The sequence below is a fragment of the Paenibacillus silvae genome (assembly GCF_014639235.1).
Lineage (GTDB): Bacteria > Bacillota > Bacilli > Paenibacillales > Paenibacillaceae > Paenibacillus > Paenibacillus silvae.
The window spans coordinates 640,294-662,539 of record NZ_BMFU01000003.1; the positions used below are offsets into that span (position 1 = coordinate 640,294).

18 protein-coding genes are annotated in these 22,246 nt (G+C 47.5%); 10 read left to right on the top strand and 8 right to left on the bottom strand.

Going from position 1 to position 22,246, the window contains the following annotated elements; all coding sequences use genetic code 11:
* Positions 1-321: 321 nt before the first annotated feature.
* From IEW26_RS13795 to IEW26_RS13805, 3 genes are all read right to left on the bottom strand, one after another.
* The gene (locus IEW26_RS13795; RefSeq protein ID WP_188592798.1) at positions 322-3,597 is read right to left on the bottom strand and encodes a glycoside hydrolase family 48 protein; all 3,276 of its coding nucleotides are present in this window, start codon (positions 3,595-3,597) and stop codon (positions 322-324) included.
* Positions 3,598-3,730: 133 nt separating this feature from the next.
* Positions 3,731-6,724: a glycoside hydrolase family 9 protein gene (locus IEW26_RS13800; protein WP_188592799.1), complete on the bottom strand. Its 2,994-nt coding sequence runs from the start codon at positions 6,722-6,724 to the stop codon at positions 3,731-3,733.
* A 274-nt stretch (positions 6,725-6,998) separates the two neighbouring features.
* Positions 6,999-8,702: a methyl-accepting chemotaxis protein gene (locus IEW26_RS13805; protein WP_145403845.1), complete on the bottom strand. Its 1,704-nt coding sequence runs from the start codon at positions 8,700-8,702 to the stop codon at positions 6,999-7,001.
* A gap of 365 nt (positions 8,703-9,067) precedes the next feature.
* Between IEW26_RS13805 and IEW26_RS13810 the strand changes: the two genes are divergently transcribed.
* Both IEW26_RS13810 and IEW26_RS13815 read left to right on the top strand, forming a co-directional pair.
* Entirely contained in the window at positions 9,068-10,072 is a 1,005-nt protein-coding gene (locus IEW26_RS13810) for an LCP family protein (protein ID WP_188592800.1), read from the top strand.
* A 143-nt stretch (positions 10,073-10,215) separates the two neighbouring features.
* Entirely contained in the window at positions 10,216-11,445 is a 1,230-nt protein-coding gene (locus IEW26_RS13815; protein ID WP_188592801.1) for an acyltransferase, read from the top strand.
* A 93-nt stretch (positions 11,446-11,538) separates the two neighbouring features.
* On the opposite strand, the gene IEW26_RS13820 is transcribed toward IEW26_RS13815, so the two are convergent.
* Entirely contained in the window at positions 11,539-12,273 is a 735-nt protein-coding gene (locus IEW26_RS13820) for a hypothetical protein (RefSeq protein ID WP_188592802.1), read from the bottom strand.
* A 212-nt stretch (positions 12,274-12,485) separates the two neighbouring features.
* Between IEW26_RS13820 and IEW26_RS13825 the strand changes: the two genes are divergently transcribed.
* Entirely contained in the window at positions 12,486-13,463 is a 978-nt protein-coding gene (locus tag IEW26_RS13825) for a hypothetical protein (RefSeq protein WP_188592803.1), read from the top strand.
* Positions 13,464-13,488: 25 nt separating this feature from the next.
* The gene (locus tag IEW26_RS13830) at positions 13,489-13,731 is read left to right on the top strand and encodes an NHLP leader peptide family RiPP precursor (RefSeq protein ID WP_188592912.1); all 243 of its coding nucleotides are present in this window, start codon (positions 13,489-13,491) and stop codon (positions 13,729-13,731) included.
* Positions 13,732-13,820: 89 nt separating this feature from the next.
* Here IEW26_RS13830 and IEW26_RS13835 read toward each other — a convergent pair whose 3' ends face one another.
* Entirely contained in the window at positions 13,821-15,731 is a 1,911-nt protein-coding gene (locus tag IEW26_RS13835) for an ATP-binding protein (RefSeq protein WP_145403540.1), read from the bottom strand.
* 151 nt (positions 15,732-15,882) lie between these two features.
* Entirely contained in the window at positions 15,883-16,164 is a 282-nt protein-coding gene (locus IEW26_RS13840; protein WP_145403541.1) for a hypothetical protein, read from the bottom strand.
* A 144-nt stretch (positions 16,165-16,308) separates the two neighbouring features.
* On the opposite strand from IEW26_RS13840, the gene IEW26_RS13845 reads away from it, so the two are divergent.
* The 3 genes from IEW26_RS13845 to IEW26_RS13855 all read left to right on the top strand — a co-directional run bounded on the left by IEW26_RS13845 (position 16,309) and on the right by IEW26_RS13855 (position 17,242).
* The gene (locus IEW26_RS13845; protein WP_167433920.1) at positions 16,309-16,473 is read left to right on the top strand and encodes a hypothetical protein; all 165 of its coding nucleotides are present in this window, start codon (positions 16,309-16,311) and stop codon (positions 16,471-16,473) included.
* A 108-nt stretch (positions 16,474-16,581) separates the two neighbouring features.
* Entirely contained in the window at positions 16,582-16,812 is a 231-nt protein-coding gene (locus IEW26_RS13850) for a hypothetical protein (protein ID WP_145403542.1), read from the top strand.
* A gap of 232 nt (positions 16,813-17,044) precedes the next feature.
* Positions 17,045-17,242: a hypothetical protein gene (locus tag IEW26_RS13855; RefSeq protein WP_188592805.1), complete on the top strand. Its 198-nt coding sequence runs from the start codon at positions 17,045-17,047 to the stop codon at positions 17,240-17,242.
* A gap of 257 nt (positions 17,243-17,499) precedes the next feature.
* Here IEW26_RS13855 and IEW26_RS13860 read toward each other — a convergent pair whose 3' ends face one another.
* Entirely contained in the window at positions 17,500-18,723 is a 1,224-nt protein-coding gene (locus IEW26_RS13860; protein ID WP_145403544.1) for an MFS transporter, read from the bottom strand.
* 219 nt (positions 18,724-18,942) lie between these two features.
* On the opposite strand from IEW26_RS13860, the gene IEW26_RS13865 reads away from it, so the two are divergent.
* The 3 genes from IEW26_RS13865 (at position 18,943) to IEW26_RS13875 (ending at position 21,265) form a co-directional block, all read left to right on the top strand.
* The gene (locus IEW26_RS13865) at positions 18,943-19,605 is read left to right on the top strand and encodes a peptidylprolyl isomerase (RefSeq protein ID WP_188592806.1); all 663 of its coding nucleotides are present in this window, start codon (positions 18,943-18,945) and stop codon (positions 19,603-19,605) included.
* Between the two features lie 436 nt (positions 19,606-20,041).
* Positions 20,042-20,308: a YqkE family protein gene (locus IEW26_RS13870; RefSeq protein WP_145403546.1), complete on the top strand. Its 267-nt coding sequence runs from the start codon at positions 20,042-20,044 to the stop codon at positions 20,306-20,308.
* A 162-nt stretch (positions 20,309-20,470) separates the two neighbouring features.
* On the top strand, positions 20,471-21,265 hold the full coding sequence (locus tag IEW26_RS13875) for an SDR family oxidoreductase (RefSeq protein ID WP_188592807.1): 795 nt from the start codon (positions 20,471-20,473) through the stop codon (positions 21,263-21,265).
* A 105-nt stretch (positions 21,266-21,370) separates the two neighbouring features.
* Here the strand turns inward: IEW26_RS13875 and IEW26_RS13880 are convergent, their stop codons facing one another.
* On the bottom strand, positions 21,371-22,150 hold the full coding sequence (locus IEW26_RS13880) for a YwaF family protein (protein ID WP_145403548.1): 780 nt from the start codon (positions 22,148-22,150) through the stop codon (positions 21,371-21,373).
* Between the last annotated feature and the right edge of the window lie 96 nt (positions 22,151-22,246).

Consider the following 22,246-nt stretch of genomic DNA (forward strand, 5'->3'; position numbering starts at 1 on the left):
GTTAAATTATTGTAACCAATTGATATACCTTCGATTGCCGCGTTTTGGTCATGTATGCCTTCTGTTCCCCCGTTATGCAACCCGCGAACTAGATTTTAATATTTTGCTGCAGCTGAATTGGAAAACATTACTACATTTCATTTCACTCCAATCTGGAATCTCCCCTTTATATTTGAAAATATATGGATTGGCAAACATGAAAAACCGGGGATTTCTCCCCGGCTTTCAGCTTGAGCTTATCAACAGCGATTCGAATGATGCATCGGACGTTTCCGTCCCCAATTCCTGAAACCAGCCCGGCACTCCATCATCTCTTGCTGATTAAGGCTCCATACCCCACACTTTCACACCGTCCTGATACGCTGTCACTTTGGTCCAGGCACCAAAAGCGGATTGAGTAGCATCAAAGGAATAATCATTGGATTGATCAAAATTCGTCCAGTTGTTCTTCGAGAAACGGGTCTGGATGATGCCAGTCTCAGCGCCAGCTGCCAGACTTCCCGCACCCGCAGAGAAGCTGATCTCCAGATACGTATCTGCTGTGCCTTTGGCTGGCTGTACAGCAGCAAAGGTGCCCTGTACATTGGCACTGCCGAGCTGTGCATAGTCACACCAGAAGCTCAGATCCGCTGCGCTGTCCTTCGTGAAATAATAACGCACCTTCACCTTGCTCAGATCAATTGCCGTTGTACCTGTATTTTTCAGATTAAATTGTGGTGTAATCGCATTGCCCGAAGCACTGGACCCTCCATTGCGATACTGCACTTCCAGCGTTCCCGTTGAGATCGGAGCAGCCATCGGTGTCAGCACAACGACGTTGGAGTTGGTCTGACCACTCGCATTCGTTGCAACTACTCTGTAGTTATAAGCTGTTCCGTTCACTGCCGTTGTATCAGTATAGGTTAATGCCGTCAAACCTGTTGCAAGGTTGGCATATGCCCCCGTGCCCGTCGAGCGCTGCACCGTATACGTTGCTGCTCCGGTCGAGGCCGTCCAGTTCAGCACAGCCTGTGCGTCTCCAGCCGTTCCACTCAGGGTAAATACCCCCGGCACGGTCACTCCAGCCTGCGGTGTTGCCGTAACCTGTGCGGATGGTGCAGATTCCCCGGCACTGTTGACTGCTGTAATTACATAATAATATGCTGTTCCATTCGTCAGTCCGGTGTCAGTAAAGGTAGAGCCTGTAACTCCAGTCGCTACGGAGGTATAAGGACCACCGTTTACTGTTGCGCGTTTCACACTGTATGAAGTTGCTCCTGCAGCTGCATTCCAGTTCAACACAACCTGCTTATCCCCACCGGCAGCGGTTACACCAGCAGGTGCAGCCGGCACTTGAACTCCAGGCGTGCTGCTGTCTCCAAGGAGACGGTCGAATTCACCATAAGCGGTAGCCATATCAACCTGTGACCAGAAACGGTGATACGTAAAGGTCGGTGCACCATTTTCCCACTTCTTCGTGGTTGGGTTGTATGATGTTTTGTACAGGTTATCCAGATATGCCCACGCCGGGTCCTGCTTAATCGCTGGACGCAGATCGGAGTATCCGATGTACACACCGTTTCCGCCTTTGGCCGGATCGGAAGGTACGCCTGCGGTACCCGGAATGGTGTTTCCTTGACCGAACGTACCAGACCAGTTGGCCGGGATATAGATCTCTTTGGCGAAGTAGCGGAAATAATCTGCGCGCTCCTCTTCCGTAACAATACCAACCCCATCATTGTAATCCCAAGCCGTATTCAGCAGATTCTGAGCCAACTCCTTGGCTTCCTGCCCCTTTACACTTAGAGAACCGTTCTCTGCCTCGGTTCCAGCCGCGAAGAACGTCAGCGCTTTAATATAACTTCCCAGTACCCCGGTATCCTGCACCGGGCCTTTGGTTATGGCATGGAAGTTCGGATTGTTCGTATATGTGCTGAATCCATTCCATTTATCCGGCTGCCCTTGCCATTCCTGATTGCCCGGAATCCAGAACTCGCCTGGGGCAGGTGTTGTTGCTACCTGAACATTCGTTCCACCGAGAATCCGCTGTCCTGCCGCATTCAAATAATATCCTTCTGCATCTGTTACTGGACGCTCGTCAACAAACACATAATCCTTCGTCCAGTCAACCCACTTCGTAATGACCTTCTTGGCCATCTGGAAATTCTCTGAAGTCAGGTCGCCGCTCTCTGCCAAAATATAATACATCTCCGCTACACGCTCCAGCGGCCATGCCTGGAATCCAAACCAAGTGTTCGAATCCGGATCACGGTATACAGGTGCTTCCTGATAAGCCATGTCATAGAAGGTGCTAACCCCTGCAGGATATGCCGCGTAGGAACCACCAATGCTGTTCGTTGCCCCGCCGCCGACAGCACCTTCATGGGATTGCAGCCATGTGTAGAATTCCAGCTGGCGCTTCAGCGTAGCGTTCCAGTCTGCTTTCGCTGTAGGCGAATCAGGAATCAAGCCACCTGCCGGGTCAGACAATGCATAAGCTGCAACCGGGTTTTGGTAAGCCTGATGGGTGTGGCTCGCTCCGATCCGCCAAGCCCAGTCTCCACCTTGGCCCAGGCCACCGCCCCATGACGTGTACCAAGCCATCAGATACATGTTGGAATCCTTACCTGTACCCGGTGTAGGTGTGCCATTCTTCGCACTTCCAACCTTCTGGAAATACTTGTCGTACATGCCGTACCGCAGATAATCACCCATCTTCTTTGCTTTATCCAGATATTCCGAATTGTTGTAGCCCATTTCTTTGGCCCAATACAGCACCTGAACTGCACGAGCATCTGCATCCGTTGCGTTTGTGTAACGCCACTGTGCGGATGGTGCCTGATTTTCCTTTGTGAACAGACTCATAAAACCTTCGCCTGATTTCCCAAAGGACTTATCATCCTGAGATGGATGAGGGATCGCCTCCCACACCGACTCCTGCTCACCGCGCTGGAACGTATTCACATACGTTGACGTATGGGAAGGATTTAGCAGATTGCCGTAGCCATACCAGTTATCCACGTCAATCAGCCAGTGCATCAGGTACGTCTGGTTGTTGCCATAAGTTGCCTTGAGCTCGGCATCTAACGGATCCTTCCCTGCGGCATATTGACCATTTAGATTGGATGGATATTGATCAGGGAATGGTTTTTCAGCTGCATAGGTTGCAGGGCTGTTCGGATTGTATTTGCTCATCGTTGGCTGTTCCTCTTTGCCGTCGCCTTCATTGACCGGAATAATATACTTCTCCATGTTATCCCAGGCTGCTTCAAGTTTGGACCAGTCTCCCGTGTAGTGGCCATACATCGTCTCAAGCCATAACCAGTAGCTGTATGCTTCCGAAGTGGACATATGCCCGTAATCAGGGGCTTCACTCAGCAGCGTTTCAATGGAGTGATACGGAATGCCTTCGGCCGAGAAGTACCCGTTCGCCGGGTCCTTCAGCTGAGCATATAATTGCAGAAAGCGTGCTTCGTTAATGCCATCAGCCTGAATTTCAATGGCCTGATCGGCAGCATGCGCCGTTTGAGAACCAGTCCAGAGTCCCGTGTAACCGGTCAGCATGACCGTTCCCGCCAGCATGGCCGTTAAACTCTTTTTTGCAGCTGTCTTCAACATCAATATATACCTCCCTGAATTAGTGAAAAATAATATCACTGTCGCTCGTCTGTTCCCACAATTGCTCCGCATTTTAACTATTCAATTTTGAAATATTGCATGGCCTTCTGCACTTCCATCTGCATGTATGCCTTTATGGCTCCAGTCCCCATACCTGGGTATTGCCCTGATACGCCGTCACTTTGTTCCAAGCAGCAAATGCTGTTTTGGAAGCATCGTAGGAATAGTCATTGCTTTGATCAAACACACTCCAGTTGTTTTTGGAGAAACGTGTCTGAATTACACCTGTCTCCGCCCCGGCAGCCAGACTTCCTGCTCCAGAGGTGAAGCTGATCTCCACATACGTATCCGCGGTACCTTTCGCCGGATTCACCGCTACAAACTTACCTTGCACGTTGGCTGAACCCACCTGCGCGTAATCACACCAGAAGGACATATCCTCTGTGCCGTCTTTGGTAAAGTAGTAACGGATTTTCACTGTGCTCAGATCAATGGACTGGGTGCCGGTATTCTTCACATTAAATTGCGGAGTAACCGCATTGCTCGAATTGCCTGAGCCTCCGCTTCGATACTGCACCTCAAGCGTACCCGTCGAAGCAGGAGGCCCGGAAGGCGTCAGCATAACCACGTTGGACAACGTCTGCCCGCTTGCATTTACTGCAACCACGCGATAACTGTAGGCTGTGCCATTAAGGGCGGTCGTGTCGTTATAGTTCAGCGCGGTCACGCCAACTGCGACGTCAGTATAAGCACCACCGGCAGCAGCACGCTGCACAGTGTAGCTCGAAGCCCCTGATGCTGCGGTCCAGGACAACATGTTTTGGTTATTGCCGGCTGTCCCGCTTAATGTCAGTGCTCCTGGCACCGTCGATGCGGCTTGAGGCATTCCTGACACCTGCACAGATGCTGGGGATTCCCCGGCGGTATTCACAGCGGTCACGATGTAATAATACGTTGTGCCATTCGTTAGTCCCGTATTGGTGTAAGTCAGTCCATTAATACCTGTGGCTACGGTTGTATAAGGGCCTCCGCTAACTGCGGCACGCTTCACCGTATACGATACAGCTCCGGCAGAAGCCGACCAGTTCAGCGCCACCTGGCTATTGCCGGCTACCGCCTGCACACCGGCAGGAGCAGCTGGAACGGTAACAGGGGTAACGCCTGGCTCCTGTCCAAACACCTTCACTCCGGCATCGTAGACAGGAATGTAGTTGCTTTTCAACGGATTGCCTGTCGACAGGCCCTGATACGAAGGATCATTCGCGGGATTCCATGCACCCTGCGGTCCTGTAATTCGGAACTGAACTTCTTTGCGATAATTGCCCTCCCCGCCCGGGTAGATTTTGGTATTGCTAAAGTTTGCTGTAATGGCATAGATCCGCTTGGAGGCATCCACCACAACGGGCTGTGAAACGGTTGCCCCTTCGCTAGACGATACAGTAACCTGAACATCGGATACGGTGCGTCCTGCAGCATACACCTCGCTCAGATCAAGGAAATATTTAAAGGAGAGCTGGTCGCCCATACGTGCAGGCCAACCTGAGCGATTGTTAAGCAGTGCGCGGATTTCCGTGTAATTAGAGCCGGATGAGCGTACAGCGGCCTCCACGAAATACTCATCACCTTTGACCTCCGGTGCAGGGAAGTTTGCAAGCGGCTGATGGTTCTGTCCGTACAGCAGATTCATCTTCGCGAGTGCCCCGGTAAAACCGGCATTGTAATCGGTCGCTACCTCATTGCTTACATAATCCCCGATATCATCCGTATATTGATCTGACGCATTCGGTCCTCCCACCATCGCGCCGTATAAAATATGACGGTGATTCGCGGGAATATCTTCGTTATTCATCCATGAGCTGTGAGCCGTCCGATGATGCGGATGCTGCGGCGGATTTTGCCCATACCCGACAACATAGCTGCTCTGACGAGGGTTATCTCCTAAAATGTAGTTGATCTGTGAAGCAGCAAAATTTTGATATCTGGATTTCTTCACAGGGTCACTGACCCAATCGGAATATACAAAAGAGATAAAGGCAGCGTTCGCCGCATATCGAAGCGAGCCCCATTGATCGAGCCAGGCCAGACCACCAGGGGTGTATTGGACACGGCCTCCATTCGTTCCTACCGTCCAGTAATCCAGATTTCGTTCGGTAGACTGAATGAACTTCGTTGCTTCTGGCATATTCAGACTGGAAGTAATTCGGGCGAGCAGAATCTGGGCACCATAGTGCTTGCTATCCCAGCCCTGTGTCCAGGTATACGGCCAGTTAGCCGAACCGCCGCTCGTAGACCAGCGATCTGCAGCAGACAGCGCTTTGGACAAGTAAGCGTTATCATTTGTTGCTAAATAAAGCCAGGCTCCGCCCCATGCCAGCTCATCCTCATATCCGGTCCAGGAATTATAGAATGCAGTCGCATCGGTAATACAATCGGTATATTTTCCCCGATATGTATCGGCAAAGTTGTACAACTCTTTTGCATGCTGGAGCAGCTTCGCCGAGTATGCCGGGTCGTCATCAGCAAATACGATAGAGGAAGCCGCCAGTGCAGCAGCCGTTTCTGCCGCCAGATCACTTCCCGGACAGGACGCATCAATTTTGAACGAAGGGCGGTTCATCTGCATGACCTCGGCAGGCCCCCACCAGGCATGATCCGTGTTCCCTGCTCCAACTTGTCCCCATAATTCGTTTGGCTTCGTATGCGCTTTCATAAAATAATCGGTTGCCCACCGTATATTATCCTTGATCTCCTCCAGCTGTCCCGCCTGTTCATAACCATCCGCATATTCCACTACAGACCAGGCAAGCATCGTAGCTGAAGCAGCCATCGGAAAACCAAACTTCACATGATCCCCGGCATCATACCAACCGCCAGTAAGATCTACGCCAACATCCGCCCCGTCCTGCATTCCCGAGTCGCCACGCCACTCCACCCGATTATTCGCAGGTAAAGGTCCCGACCGCTGTGCTTCATAGAAATAAATGGCCTTCTGAAGGGCTTCTGCATAGTTATGATCTCCAGCGGCCGCATCCACCTGACGTAATCCTGTATTCACCGAAAAGCTCCCTGCCAGCAGTCCTGCCGATAATGTCGCTATTGCAACTCGTCTCCACCAGCTCCCTTTCATCGATACGATTCATCTCCTTTTCTTGAAAGTTCCGCTTGAAAACTTGTAAGTTTCGAAGTACATGCGCTCCTCTCTATGGTGGTAACTCCATACAACTTCCACCATTAATTACCATTATAGTCTTTTGTGTAGCTTGCAATATCAACATTGGTGACTTCTGGAATAACATTGTTGTGACCTTGTTGTGACTTTCAGGTAGCGTGTTATGACAAAAAAGCTGTTTCTTCACCGGAAATCCCGGGAGAAACAGCTTTTTCTATTCTGTATTTGAACGTTACACTCTGAATTTGTTGACTTGCCCCTGTAACTCCTCTGCCATTTTGGACAACAGGCTTGCGGAGGAAGCAATCTCTTCCATAGAAGCCAGCTGCTCTTGTGTAGCTGCCGATACGTTGTGTACAGCACCTGCCGCTTCTCCGGCAATATTCGAGGTCTGATTCACATAACTCATGACCTCATTCGTACTTGCTGACATCTCCTCAGAACCCGCGGATACTTCCTCGATCTCCCCTGCTACCTTATTGACAGCGCCTGAGATCTGTTCGAAGGCTTGTCCGGCTGCAGCCACCAGTTCAATTCCCGCTTCCGTTTCGTTACTGTTTACCTTCACAGCCTCTACAGCATGATTCGTATCCTGCTGAATCAGCTGAACAATCTCTGAGATCTGTTGGGCTGAAGCAGAAGATTCTTCAGCCAGTTTGCGTACTTCTCCCGCAACGACAGCAAAACCTCGGCCATGCTCTCCTGCACGTGCCGCCTCAATCGCGGCATTCAATGCAAGAAGGTTTGTTTGGCGCGCAATGTTGTTGATTACTTCAGTAATGGTACCGATCTCGGCTGAACGCTCACCAAGCCCTGTGACCAATACTCTCAGTGAAGCAATCGAATTACGAACGGTTCCCATCTGTTCAACCGCCTGCTGAATAATCTTGTTACCTTCAGTAGATTGATTCGCCGCATCCACAGCAGAGACAGATACACTTTGAGCCAGCTCCGCAATCTGTTCAGAGCCCAGAGCCATCTCGTTCATCGCCTGGGACGAACGCTTCACAAGATCAATCTGATCGGTTGTTCCTACAGACAATTCCTCAACCGTCTCGGTGATCTGCTCCGAAGCTCTCGTATTTTGCTCCGCGCTGGCCAGAAGCTCTTCAGATGAAGCCGCAACCTGCTCCGATGTCTCCGATACGGATTGAATCATGGAACGAAGATTACCACTCATGGTATTAAAGGCTGTCGCCAGCACACCTAGCTCATCCCTGTTTTTCAGTACAATGCTCTCACCAGTGAGATCACCTTCAGCAATTGCTGTAGCGGCCTCCGTCATCTTTTTGAGTGGACGTGAGATCATACTTGCAATAAAGAAAGCAATGAACAATGCAAGCAGTGTTGCGACAATCGCTACACCCAAAATGATACTAAATGCATTCTCGGCAAGTTTGACAGACTCGGCAGCGATTTCCTTCGCTCCGTTATTTCCCAGGTTAATCAACTGTGTAATGCTATCGTTAGCCGCATACCATAATGGATATGACTCTGTATGCAGTTTGCTGGCTGCAAGATAGTCATTTTTCAGACCATTTTCGATAAAAGACGGCTGTTTCTGCAGATATGCATCATAATTCGTTGAAAACTGCTCGTACAGCTTCTCAGCATCGGTATTTCCCTTGATTAAGGTAAGCAGCTCTTTACGCTCATCCTCGATTTTGGCAAGCACCACGTTTAACGCTTCATTCAGCTTCTCGGTTTCGCTTGGATCCTGCTCAACGATGACGGCAAGTGCCAGCCGTTCCACATCCGAGACATCACCATTCATAATACCCAGTAGGCTTACACTCGGCATCCAGGTTTTGTTGACTTGGCGAGATTGATCAGCCATTGTAGAAACCTGCATTAGTGTATACACACTCACAAAGATAAGCAATGCTAAAACAATTGAAAAACCGGCTAACAATTTCCCCCTGATCGTAAACCTCATTTTGCCCCGTACGTTCCCCCGTGCTTTTTCCATCATCCCACTCCTCCAACTTGGCGCGTTAAACTGATACATCTGTATAATATATCGACATGTATAGTGCGCAATTGAATATATGACATTAGCAATCCATAAAATTTCATATAACAGGAAAAATCAAACACATCGAAAAAGATAATATAAAGTCTATTATCAGTGAAAAGAAGCCCATGAAATCAACAAATCGTCTGTATGATCAATTATAAATAAACAAATTGTCTAATAAAAAATCCTATTATATGTTTTTCGGAATTAAAGAGGACATAACTCTTTCTTTTTGTTAAAATAGTTTGGGTGCTGTTCAGTTCTTACATAGAAAGGTGAAGATTATGCTTAAAAGATGGTTGTGGGGGACAGTCCTGACCTTGGTCCTTGCTGTAACGGGTGTCATTATTTATTACGGATATTCGATTGTTCATTTTGCCAATAGCATCTCAACGGTCACCAGTGCTTCGTCCTCCAATGATGGTTCAGACAAGGATGAAAACTCGAATGCGTCTCTGGTCCAAATCCCCAAGTGGGAGGGGCAGGAGCGCGTCAACATATTACTAATCGGCGGTGACTCCAGAGGTGATGATGCTGGACGTTCAGATTCCGTGATGGTCGCTTCTATTGATCCCGTTTCCAAAAAAGCTCATCTGTTCTCCGTGCTGCGGGACACCTATGTTGATATTCCGGGACATAGCAAAAGCCGCCTTAACGCCGCTTTCTCCTACGGAGGAGCTGAATTAACGAAACAAACGGTCAGCAACCTGCTGGGTATACCTATCCAGCACTACGTCTACACAGACTTTACAGGTTTCATAGCGCTGGTTGATGCACTCGGCGGGATTGATATTGATGTCGAGAAAGATATGTATTATACAAGTAAAGCGGATAAACATATGTATGACATTGACCTGAAAAAAGGATTGCAGCATATGGACGGAAAAACAGCCCTTCAATATGTACGCTTCCGGCATGATGCCACATCCGATTTTACAAGAACACAACGGCAGCGGATCTTTATGACCGAGCTCGCGAAGAAAATGCAGAGCAGCACTTCACTCTTCAAAGTCCCGGAGATCCTTGAAGCCGTTGCTCCCTATATTCAAACCGATCTCAGTCCCTCACAGATGCTGAAGCTGGCTTCGCTCGGCTTTGATATTCGTGTAAACGAAATGAATCAGCATCAGATTCCACCCAACAAACTCCTAACAAATGAACGTGCTGGTAGCGCTCAAGTACTCGGTGTGAACGTACCCAAACTTCAAGCCTACATTCAGAAATTGTTTGAAGAAGACCATTCGGATTCGAACGAAGCAGAGACTGGACAATCAACATCAAACGAATGAGCAGCATCTGCGCGATGCTGATTTCCTGGTAAGAGACGGCCTATGCCGTCTTTTTTTTAATTATTTTCAACATTTAATGCGCTTTTAATGTTTGAAGGTTAGTCTTATACGATGACCCTGGCTTCATAAGGGAGGAATGCATTATGAAAAAACCGAAAATAGCCGAATGGACCGAACTCCGCGGGTTAGCTTTCCTGGCAATTGTTATGCAGCATAACATTGCTGAGTATATTTATCGGACGGATATTGAACAGCCCGATTCCGTGATGTTAACGATGATTTATCATCTAACGAGATTTGGTACACCCACCTTTGTGTTTCTGTCGGGTGCGCTGTTATTCTACCATCATCGCCATGCCAAGCAGAATTATGCACGCTTCATTAAAAAACGATTAGGGGATATTTATATGCCCTTTATGATCTGGACACTGATCTACTGGTTAGCTGTGCGTGTGTTTACCCCATCGTTCTGGTCCTCCGGCATGCCGGACCTGGGCAGCTTCGTACGGGAACTGTTTTTACCGCAGACGGGATATCATCTTTGGTTTGTCCTGATGATTCTCCAGTTTTATATTCTGTTCCCGTTGTTTTTAACAGGGGCCCATGCTGTTCGTAAACGGCTGGAAAGCAACCCCCACAGCCGCCTTACTTCTGGGCAGCGGACTCTAGCCATAATAATTGCCGCAGCTGCAATGTACGTGTGTCTTTTGAAATGGTCGTATTATGATATGTCCGGCTGGACTAATCTTCTGTCTGAGCCTTGGTCGAGTCTGCTGGAATATCGGTCGTATTCATGGATCATGTACTGGTTTTACTTTTTGCTTGGAGCTGTATGCGCCTGGGCGGTTGAAAACTGGAGAGGCTGGACGACCAAAGTCCTCCCGTGGACAATTATCGTTTTTATTATGATGTATATCTGGCTGGGATATGATGTGCTGCGTGGTTCGGAAGATACAATGAATCTTAACATCTCCACCTATCTGAAGCCGAGTACTTTCATCATTATCATGGCTCAAATGCTTATGTTCTACGGTCTGCTGGCACTATTACGCGATAAAGACCTGGGGTTCAGGCGCCTGCTTGACTGGATTGGACGTTATTCCTTCGGCGGCTATCTGGTGCATGCTCTGGTAATCTATTCCATTGCATATTTTACGAGACCTTTGCACCTCAGCGGGTGGCATCTACTCGCCACGGTACTGTCATTTGCGATTACCGTTGTTACCGCGCTGGGCATCAGCTGGGGGCTGTCCAGGCTGCCCGGGTCGCGTTTCACAGTTGGACTATCACGCCAACGATACAAAGCCAAGGAATCCAATACGCTTAGCAGCACTCAAACACGTGTAAAAAGACAACCTTCACATTCAGGCTAACCCGAAACCCGAAGAGCACTCCCCTAATTTTTCAGGAGAGTGCTCTTTCAGTTTACAGCGTAGCTTTCATTCAGCTTAATTGATAAACTGCTCCTATTTTTCATCCGTCGAAGCTGCTCTTCCAGGTACATGCCCTGGCCGAACCGGAACCGGATGCTCCAGATGCTTTTGACGAACAAACCTTTGCAGATCACCTGTCAGCTGTTCCTTCAGCTGATTCACGAGCTGTGTTTCACTGATGCCCTTTGTCTGAGCTATTTCAGCCAGCGATTTGCCGGCATGCAGCTGCTCTTGTAACTGTTCAGGAGTTATTCCGATATACCTTGCGATAGCTCCTTTGTTGATCATTGAATGTTTACCATGATGTGCAAATTCCCGTCGCAATTCACGAAGCGGCGTGTTTACCACCTTTTTCAGCTTCACATCCATATCGGCTTTGGCTGCTGCAGCTTGTTCTTTCGTCAGACAGCCTTCTGTTACCGCTTGATCCAGACGCTCCGATAGCGCAGGCTTTAGTTTTTGCAGCAATTGCTGTTCACTGAGGCCCTTGCGTTCCTTGGCGATCTGGGCAAGCGTATGTCCAAGCTCCATCTGCTGCTTCAGATCACGAAGCCCAATGCCAAGCAGTTCTGCAGTTTCACCGATCATAAACAGGCCATGACCTGCATGAATACAGGGCTTCTTATGCTGTGTTGCTGATTCAGCAGATACTGCCTTCCCCTGCTCCACAGGCATAGTAGAACTGGCCAATACACGAGGTCCAGGTACTGCAGATATGATTACAGCAGCCACTGCAACTGCCACTCTTGTCTTCCAATTCGTTTTCATCTTTTTCCGCCTTTCCTATGTAAAATATTCTCTGCCTCCCTAGTCTGATCCTAAATTACTGCTTTTTATGCTAAATCATACGAAATGTCATCAAATTTTTCACAAATGATCACAAAAAATCCTATATTTTTCAAAAATTTTGAGATATACTGGATGTAACTTCTGTAGCTAAACATAGGATTTCTATTTCGTGGCAGGAAGGACGTTGCTCGATGATGCGGCGAGAATGGTTAGATCCGTATACCCCTGATGTAGAAGCCTTATTCGCTGCGGCAGAAGACAAGCTTCGACAATACCCTGAGCCACTGGCCAGGCATGCACTTGAACAGCTCCATCAGCTTCATCCTGTCAGAACTGATTCTGGACTGAGCTGCATCGGTTATATCTCTCCGTTATGGATGCACCACACCGATGGACTTCCATTGGACAAAGCACTTTTACTTGGCACAGCCTGTCTGCTGCATATGTTATATTTTCTGAATATGGACGATGTTATGGATGAGCCTGAAGAGGATGCTGTAGCGAAGCTGACCTTAGGCAATCTATATTATGTTGATGCTCTTCAGCTCTACAGCTTATTGTTTGAACCTTCAACCGTATTCTGGGTGCATTTCAGACGAGTTATCCAAGATTGGGCCGTAAGTGTAAATGGTGAACGACACATCGATTATTTTCAGCTAAACCCACTTCTCATTGCCCAGAAAGCTTCACCCTCACAGCTTGGTGCTATCGGCTCACTACTTCTATTAGAACAACCGGCACGCATCCCTTCGATCTGTGATGCACTGAACATTGTGCTGATGACCCTGCAGATGACAGATGACTTCACAGATATGAAACAAGATGCTGTGCATGGCAATTACAACAGCTACCTCTCACATATATCCGCTGCTCTCCATCATGATTATGCAATTCATACAGTGAACGATTCCATACTCAATCATATATACAACTCATACTTCATGGACAGCTACGCCGAGATTGCATCTCAGTTCCAAAACGCATTAACATCTTATAACTTGGTATTGCCACAATACATTGTATTGAATTCCTATCTGTACAATGCATTGGTACAAGCCGTTCTGGATATAAAACAGCGCAAAAAAAGACTTTATCAAGGCGGGTTTCACTACTGGATCAGCGAATCTTCATCTATGTTACCTGAGAAAGGGAACGCTGATTCGGTTTAATTTAAATATGAAGGGAATGTTGGTTATGATGGTATCAGAGAAAACATTGCACGAGGACATTATTGAGAAGGCTTGGGCAGACGAGAAATTCAGACAACAACTGCACTCCAATCCAAAGCAAGCGCTTCGCGAGGCATTCGGTATTACGATTCCAGATCATATCAGGGTTCGTACGTTCGAGGAGCAGCAAAATGATTATGTGCTTGTGATCCCACCTAACCCTTCCAAAGTAAACTATGATGTCAATTGTGGTCCGTGGAGAAATTAAGCGTACCTGATTCGAGGCTCTGCGAACATTAACTTGAATAGAAATAAAAAAAGGGTAGAACATCAAGCCGGGTATCTTAGACGAGTTCATCATTCAACAAACTCGGGAAAAGATACCACAGCTTCTGTTCCTACCCCTTTGGTGCTTGTAAAGCTGATCTGCCCATTCATTGCTTCAACGATACGGAAGGTAACCATCATGCCTAATCCGGTACCTTTGATTTTATTAGAGAAGTAAGGTTCCCCCAGACGGGATAAAGCCTCCTCACTCATGCCTTCTCCGTTATCCCGGACATGTACTTTGACTTTGCCTTCCTGCGAGTATGCCCAGATATCAATCTGACCTTGTCCCCCCTGGAGCGCTTCAATACTGTTCTTGATAATATTGATAAAAGCCTGCTTGAATTTCGAGGAATTGCCTCGAATATGAAGGTTCGGCGGAATATCTGTTGTTATTTTCCCGCCTTCCAGATTAGCCATCGGTACAAGTATGCCTTCGATATGATCAAATTCATCCGAAATGTTCAACGATATAATATGATCGAATTCCGGCTTAGCGAAGGTCAGGAAATCAGTAATAATCCCCGAAGCCCGATCAAGTTCCTCCAGTGCAATTCGCACATATCCTTTGTTTTTGTTATCCTCCTGCTCGGTCATGAGCTGAAGGAATCCTCGCGTCACCTGAAGTGGATTACGCACCTCATGAGCAACTGAAGCAGCCAGTTCGCTAATGATTTCCATTTTCTCAGACCGCTGCAGCTCATTATTAAACAGTTCCAATTCTTTGGAATACTGCAGCACTTTATTGTGCTTTTCCGCAAAACGGCTTCCCAGAATCGCAATCAACGAAATCACAAACGCAACCATAGACCACTTCCACCAGAGCAGATGATACGTGCCATTGCGCTGATAGTACCACAACAGCTCAAGTACACTGATCAAAGAAAATACGCCAAAACCGGTGGCTAACAGAATGGCTTCACGATTGCGTTGTAATGCCTTGGCAATTGTACCAACGAACAGAATGGTCAGCAAAATAACGAGCACGAAGCCCACCACATTCTGCACAAACAGATTGTATAACCAATCCCATTGTCCGCCTGTTATGACGTATATAAACAATGAGAGCACGGCTACAACGGAATAGGCCCATTGAATTTTGCGTAGTTTGGTGAATATGCCATAGACTCCTGGACCAATAATTTGTTCAAAAAAATAACAGAGAGCAGGCATACCCAGCAGCATGGCCAGATCAAAGAGAAGAGAATACAAATCACCATAAACTTGATAGAACGTATACAGAAACTGCGAGTACGTTATAACCATGACCCCAATGGAACCCATCACAACACATAATGACATCCACAGACCTTTATGGAACTGACCCAGGAAAAATGTACAGCTGAGCATAACAAGTGAGGTAAATATAAACGTCGAACCCAAAATAACATCAATTAAACCGTTATGAATGTATTTTTCCTGCAACATGGCATAAGGCCCAATCTGAACATCACCTTTTATGCCCAGCCAGCCATTCTCATTTTGTGACCATATGTAGAGTGTATTCCCCGAGTTTTCAACAGATAAGGGTAAAAATACAGCATTATTATCGTAATTGTAATGATAGTTTTCATATACTTTCCGATCTTCAAGATAGATTACGATATGCGTCCCTTTTATATTCTCAAAGCGAATCGCTGAGCTTTCATCATGCAATGGGGGAATCTCCAGACGGGTCCACAAGGAATCGGTATGCTGCATCATTCTGTTCTGGCTTGTTACCATACTTCTGCCAGCGCCCTGCTTCTCCCAAATCTCGTCCTCGCCCATTACTTCGCTAATGAAGCCTTGATCGTTCGCGTCTCCCCATTTCACTTCCCATCCTGTGATCGCTTCAGGCTGCCGGACCTCTTCCGCTGCAGCAAACACTAACCCATTCGGCAACAGAATGATCCATATCGTCATCCACAGGATGATGATAGCTTTGGGTACATTTCTCATTCACAGCACCTCAAAGTATTTATTTTCTCTTCACATGTATCCTTTTATAGGATTCGCCACGGTTGATCTTGTCACCTTCTTATTAAATTACACAATTCACATTAAAGTAGATTAATAGTTTTTTTTCCATTTTATTGTTATGAAAATAGAACTACTCACGCAGGTCCTCGAATTGATTTACAATCATTTCACGTTCCTTCTGCTCTACTTTCATTCGAAACTCAAGCCACTGCTCCGTCTCATCATCATCGTAGATGGTCCAAATGTCAGAGAACAGAAAATCACGCAGCTGGACTACTTGTCCAGCCCAAATTCCACCAACCCAGAATAGCCCGTCCGGCCGCCGTATAACCGTGCGGGAGAACCCGGGAGTCGAGGCCTTTTGTCCGATTCGAATACGGGTAATCATATTGCCTAGTGTGAACCAATCCACAAGATCCCCCTCCTTGCATATTCAAGCTTCATCATACCATAGCCCAAACACGAATGGCTCTAAAAACAGCAACAGGCGATTCAATCCACTGCATCGTGTGTAATGGTTTCTCAAAGCAAACTCTCACCAAACAAGGAGATGATTATGATGAACGAGCCACATCGCACGGTAGAAGTTGAACACAAGGATGTGCAGTACAAATCAGATTCAAGTAAGGTCGCTTCCACGTTTATTAAATATGCTGCCTATATCATTATCTTTTTTGGATTTCTCTACTTTCTGGTGAAATACGTGTTTCCTAAATTTTAACGAACACTGACATAAGCCATACTCTTCTCGGGAATAATATCATGCTTGATACTACTACTGAAAACATATCGTTTAACCCATTCATTCTAATGAAAGGAAGTGTTTTTCATGTCTGATAAACCCATCAGTAACGCAGAACGTGATCGTATGGATGAACAATTTCTGGAATCCCGCCTGGCTGAGCCTCCGCTGGAATCTGTACCTGATGCCGACCTGTTGCAGCCCGGCAGCCCGGTAGACCCGGCCGCACCCGATCCGGACGCCCTGCACGGGACAGATCTGTTAAATGGCGCCGGGGCTGATGCCAAGCCTGAACGAAACATTTTGCCGCCGCGCTAAATAAGCTGAACTATCATTTGCACGTGAACGAAGAGGACAGAAAAAAACTGAAGAAGCGGAGCTAAAAGCTTTCTGAAAGAAAGCTACATCGGAAGTATAAGCTTCGCCTTTATCACCGGATTTTCCCCTTTGGAAAAGGGAATCAAAAGAATCTGGGGATAACCGCTACTCTCCAGGTTGTTCTGTCATCGAAGTGGATGGTGCAAAATATCTGAATCAGGGAGGTGTCTTCATGAGCAATAATGCTGAGGAACGACAAGTCCAAAAACCGGATAACCTGGTTACTGAGCGAGATATTGATCCCGATTTTGGACTGTTCACCGAAGATTCCTTTCCGGGCGCACTGGAGGATGAAGATCAGCGGCAAGCCATTGAACATGCTATTCCCAAGGAACAGCCTTCTGACAAGCCCGCCCCAGATCAGGGTTAACTTATAACAATCGATTGTCAAACGAGAAAAAAAGAATGTTACTCCACTGCATCAAGCTACGCTTGAAGTTAAAGTCTGACCAGAGAGACCCCACTGAACGGGGTTTCTTTGGTTTGATTACAAGCCTTGTCCCCATTCATACAGCAAAAAAGATGACCACTACCTGCGCAGTGTCATCTTGATTTTTGCTTGTTGTCTTATCCTGCTTAACAATGCTGAGCTATACTTATAGATTCACAATAAATTGAATGTATCATCTAAAGCCGGGACTGTTTCTCCACAGTTGAACCTGCTCCAGGGAGTTTATGCTCCAATCTGGTCCATTTTACCGCAATTGCAGTAGCCAGAAGTGCAGCACCGTTAATAATGAATATCCAGCGTATCGGCAGCCAGCCACCAAGTATGCCCCCGATAATGGGTCCGGCCATCGTGCCCATCTGGGCTGCGGACTGGTTCAGACTGAAGGCTCGACCTCGAAATGACGGCTCCGTAACCTGTACAATCATCGCATTAATTGCCGGAAACACCGCCGCGAAGAAAAGTCCATAGACAAATCTCAGGATACCAAACGCTACATAACCTGTTGTGAAAAACTGCAGTAGATTGCCTACTGCTCCGCCAACAAGTCCAATCACCATCACTTTACCAAAGCCGATCCTTGCTCCCAGCTTTCCCCAGCGTGGAGCCATAATAACTGTGGCTACTCCGACTGCCGAGAAAATAATGCCTGAGCTTAACGAAGCACGATCGGGCTGTATCCCCATCTCCATCACATACACGGTTAAAAGCGGTTCCAGAATCATAACCGAAAAGGTACAGATGCCCATCATGACGAGCACAGTAATGAACACACGGTTTGCTCTGGCTTCACGGATATCATCCATGACATGGGAGCGAGCCTTATTGCGGTTGAAATTTTCTTCCTTGACCCAAAAGGTGGCAATGACCGCCGACACCAGCACAACAATTGCCGAAAATAGAAATGCGCTCCGATTGCCATAATAATGACTGACAAGTCCGCCAAGCAGCGGACCGATAATGCCACCTGTTGCTCCCGCCGTTGACATAATGCCCAAGGCATACCCAGTCTTCTCTTCAGGTGTATTCGTGCCAACCAGTGCAATCGCCGCAGGCACAAATCCGGCGAGCAGCCCTTGAAAAAGACGAACTACAATGAGTGAATACGGGTCCTGTACAAAAAAATTAATCAGATACAGGACAGCCAGGCTATACCCTGAACGAATTAACATCGGCTTGCGCCCATATTTATCTGCCAGCGACCCCCAGAAGGGGGATACAAGGGCACTGGCAAGAAACGTAATGCCGAAGGCCAGCCCGGACCAGAATTCCAGATGGTCACGAACCCCCAGATCACTGCTCAGAAATAAAGGCAAAAACGGAATAGAGATGGAATATGCCGTACTGCAAAAAAAGACACCGATCCATAATATGACCAGATTACGCTTCCACGAGAAGTTCATATATCCGCACGTCCTTTCCGAAGCCGACGCCGGGACTGCCGTGTATGGAGCGATCGGAACAGACCCGTACGTCCCCCTGATGCGGAAGCATTTTCCTTATTTTACACCTATGCTTCTATGAAGACCATCCCCGTTCACCAGATTAACATGCCTTACATTGCCATTCTGCATCTGAAAACGGTATGATAGTTGAAGATCGAATCAAGGAGGATCATATTCATGTCTTTACGGTGGAAAAAAGCAACCGCAGTTTCGCTCGTACTGGCGATGCTGCTGATCGTTATGAGCGGGTGCGGACGCCCTGCAAACAATGCTTATCAAACGCCGGTTCCGGCGGTGCCAGAAGGACCAGACCCGGTGGCAACGATTGAGATGCAGGATGGGCAGAAGATTGTAATTGAGCTATATCCCAAAATTGCGCCCAATACGGTGTATAACTTCATCTCCCTTGCGAACAAGGGCTTCTACGATGGTCTGATCTTTCACCGGGTCATTCCAGGCTTTATGATTCAGGGCGGTGATCCGAACGGGAATGGCTCAGGCGGGCCAGGATATGCGATTAAGGGTGAGTTTACCTCGAATGGTCATAAAAATCATTTAAAGCATACGCGTGGAGTTATCTCCATGGCACGCAAATCCGAAAATCTGGATTCTGCCGGTTCTCAATTTTTTATCATGCTGGCTGACGCTGATCATCTGGATAACTCCTATGCTACTTTCGGCAAGGTAACCGAAGGAATGGACGTTGTTGACGGCATCGCGTCACAACAGATTGGTGAAGGAGACAAGCCTGTTACAGATCAGATTATGAAAAAAGTAACGGTGGATACCCACGGCATTGAATATCCGGAACCAGTGAAGATTACAACGGACACCAAGTAAACACGGTTACTCTGGAACAAACAAAAGCTCTGTTCTGTGCACTCGGCGCGGAACAGAGCTTATTTAATGATAACGTTTATATTAATACCTATATATAGATCCATTTCATAGCGCCAATGCAGCATCCTCAATGCATCCACCAGAGTAGACGCAGCCAGCCTATAATGGCAAGCCATAGCGGGACGCTGAGGGCCATTCCCCATGCAAGCCCTTTCAATAAACTACGATTCACATGCACGAACAACGACTCCTTTCTCCAGGGAATAGTCGAAGTATCGGTATCATTATATGATTTTATACCTGTGTTCATTCGCCATGCCATGCCCTTTTTCCTGCCTTCCGGCGCCGACTTCATGGAATGAAAAGCGTGAACCTGATATACTAAGGCGTGTTATGATGTGTAATCTGATTCATGTTGCGAAAGGAGATGTTCCCTATGGCAAAATCCAAAAGACGCGCACCTGCTCCCAAAGCCCGGGCTCAGGCACAAGATCAGCCTACAACGTTGAAGGATCTGCTCAGCAGTGATGTGCTGGAGAAGTTGAAAGCCCAGGCCGATGAAGCCAAAGCAGCCGAAGCCGCGCGTAAGGAGCAAGAGCGTTTACAAGCAGAAGAAGCCCGCAAGGCTGAGCAGAAGCGGCGGGATAATGATTTTGAATACTTGCTGAATAACAGCTCAATGGACTGGAAGAAGCACAAGTAAATGAAAGATTGAAACCAATCACAAAATATTGGGTGATTTTGTAAACCAAGGGGCCGGATGCGGCTCCTTTTTTAATATGCATACATATGATTCACCTCTCCCGTGCCGGGTATTTAGAAAGTAAAGCGTCTAAGGAAACTTTAGATCATGGAGGGATGAGTAATGGCTGAACAGCGTTTGCAAGGTAAGGTCGCCATTGTTACCGGAGGTGGCTCCGGGATTGGTCAGGCTTCCGCAATTCGATTCGCCGAGCATGGAGCCAAGGTCTATATGCTGGATCGCACTCCAGAGAACGCCGAGAAAACAAAACATAGAATTGAGAACAACGGTGGCACAGCTTACGTCATAGAATGTGATATATCCAAGCCGGAAGACGTACAGAAGGCAATTCAACATGCAGCAGCCGAAGCGGGCAAGCTTGATATTGTGTTTGCCAATGCAGGGATCAATGGTGCAATGGCCCCCATCGAAACGATGAGTATCGAAGATTGGGACCAGACGATGGAGATCAACATGCGCGGTACGTTTGCCACAGTGAAGTATGCCATCCCTCATCTGAAGGAGCGCGGTGGAAGCATCATTATCACCAGCTCGATCAACGGCAATCGGGTATTCTCCGGGATCGGTTTCTCTGCATACGCTTCCAGCAAGGCTGGCCAAACCGCTTTTACCAAAATGGCGGCATTGGAGCTGGCCCGTTACAAAATTCGTGTCAACGCAGTCTGTCCTGGCGCGATTGATACCAATATTGATGATAATACGTATCCATCGGATGATCTGAAGGATGTGCAGATTCCAGTGGAGTTTCCAGAAGGTCATGAGCACCCGCTCAAGGGTGAGCCAGGTACATCGGAGCAAGTGGCGAATCTGGTATTGTTCCTTGCTTCAGATGAAGCATCTCATGTGACAGGCACACGGATCTACGTGGATGGTGCAGAATCTCTTCTGCGCGGGTAGGTCATTCAATAGATTCCCGTCTTTTAACGTAAAAAATAACCCGCAAAAGCTCTGGCTAACCAGAACGTCTGCGGGTTAATCTATTTCAAAGCTCATACACCAACATTACAGTTTGGATTGAATCTGATGAGTCTTCGTCTTTTTTCTGTTGTGATGTTGGCTCACACGATCAGGAATGGCAAAGAGCACGATATATAACAATGTGAATAACACAAGGGCCAATACCTCTTCTCCAAGAATGTAGACCGGGTAAGGTCCAAGCATATCGAGCACCGATGGAGTGTTCGGTTTATGGCGTAGAAACATATAATTCGCGCCTAGCAGCACATCGACAGCATACACCACCAAGGCGGCTATGTTCACAAAAATCATAGATCCTGCCACGGATCGCCATCCTGGCCGAAACTGCTCCACCCACGTCATATACAGCAAAGCAAGAATAATCATCGCATGTGCGGTAAAAAATTGAATGAAGCGGAAATGGGCATAAGCATATCCCAGATTCGGGGTGACAATGGCCATCAATGCCCCTGCAATGCCTGCAAAAAGCACAGCAGAATACAGCCACCGTGTACGTGTTAATAATAATAAGGCTGATAACAGCAATGTCAGGCTGCACAGCTCTAATGGCAGTGAGGTCTGAAGGCTCCATATGCCTCCATACACATACCAGAGCTGCAGCACGATCTCAGAGCCAATCATTACACTTGCGAGTCCTATACGCAGCAGTCGGCTCGAACGTTCTGACAGTCTGCGAAGCGAATGACGAAACAGGAATAACAGCAGCACAAGTAGAACGATAATGGTCATAGATATCATATGTGAAGTCGAGAATGCTATAAAGGGCGGTGCATCATACGGATCAAGCCAAGGTGCATAAGCCATGCCTTACTTCTCCCCTTTGGACCAGGTTCACAGAAATGTGTCATCTCACCACTAAGATGGTAACTTTCCTCATTTTGCCACCGAACGATACAGCTG